2 protein-coding genes are annotated in these 1,380 nt (G+C 72.2%); one reads left to right on the forward strand and one right to left on the reverse strand.

The features are described 5' to 3' along the window. Positions 1-411, forward strand: a 411-nt coding sequence (locus tag ACZ4Z5_RS33330; protein WP_468270026.1) for a C40 family peptidase, incomplete at its 5' end; no start/stop codon positions are given. Positions 412-469: 58 nt separating this feature from the next. Here the strand turns inward: ACZ4Z5_RS33330 and ACZ4Z5_RS33335 are convergent. Continuing rightward, on the reverse strand, positions 470-1,380 hold a 911-nt coding region (locus ACZ4Z5_RS33335), incomplete at its 5' end, for a hypothetical protein (protein ID WP_468270028.1).

Consider the following 1,380-nt stretch of genomic DNA (forward strand, 5'->3'; position numbering starts at 1 on the left):
GCCGGCCGCATGGGCACCCCGTACGCCTACGGCGGCGGCGGCCCGGACGGCCCGTCGAAAGGCTTCTGCGACGGCCTCAATGGCTTCCAGGGCGGTCGCTGCCTGGCCTCCGTCACCATCGGCTTCGACTGCAGCAGCCTGATGCAGTACGCCTACTGGCCCAACATCAAGCTTCCGCGGACCGCTGAAGCCCAGTACGCCGCCACCTCCCACCGCCCGGTCGCCAAGGAGAACCTTCAGCCGGGCGACCTGATGTTCTGGAGCCACGGCGGCGGCTTCATCTACCACGTCGCGATGTACGCCGGCGACGGCAAAGTCCTCCACGCACCCCGCACCGGCCGGAACGTCGAAATCACCGCACTGTCCTCGGCCATGCCCGCCGGCGACTACCACGGCGCCACCCGGCCATAGCTCCCTCGGCCTCAAGACCCTGGGCGGCCTGGCTCGGGGCCGCCCAGGGCAGGTGCCGTCATCGGCTCCGGCGGCGTCCAGGTGTGGCGGCCTGTCCAGCTGTCCGGTGAGGGGCAACGGCCGGTTCAGCAGGCGTGGGAGCCTGCGTCGTAGGAGGGCGCGACGTCGTGACCGACTGGCTGCGCGCCGCCGCGGTGGACACGCGCCTGGCCGGGGGCGCCACGAGCGGCATCGGGGGCGCGTGCAGCGCACCGTGCACGGCCTCGACCAGCCGCGAGGCAGGCTCTTGAGCCCAGCTGGTGTCCCTTGTCAGGTTCGCGAGGTGGTCCCGGACCGCCAGGCCGTCGGCTTCCATCTTGGCCATACGCGCGGCCAGCAGGGGCCACTGGCGCGACGAGGCGATCAGCGCGGTCTCCTTCTCCTGGCCCGGCACCGCCTCACGCAGCAGCCGGATGTAGTGGGCGTTCTCCGTCGAGCTCAGCCCCAGCTGCGTAAGGGCCCGTTCACGGTTCGACAGGTCCAGGTCCGGCGGAATGTCCAGGCCCTCGGTCAGCGGCCCGTACGACAGCATCGCGTCCCGGCTCGTGGCCGGCACCTCGCCGGCCCCAAGCACCTTCGCCACCGCCTGGTCAACGCCGAGTCCTTCCTCGTGAGCCGAGGCGAGGATCTGCCGCACGTCGACGCCGCGCTCGTCCAGCCGCGCCATTGTCGCCGCGATGTCGGGCCACGTCGGCGAGGACAGGATCGCCTCCCGCACCGGTCCCGCGGGCACCGTCTCACGCAGCATCCTCTCCCACTCCCCCGTCCCCTCGCGAGCCACCCGCTCGGCGTTCGCGGCAACGGCGTCCCGCACGCTCACCGCGATCTCGCCGACGCGCGGCAGCAGCTGCTCCAGGTCGACGCCCGCGCGCTGGAGCGCCATCAGCTGCTGCGCGATCTGCGACCAGTCCGCGCCTGCCATCAGGGCAG

This window comes from Streptomyces sp. NPDC030222, assembly GCF_055573115.1.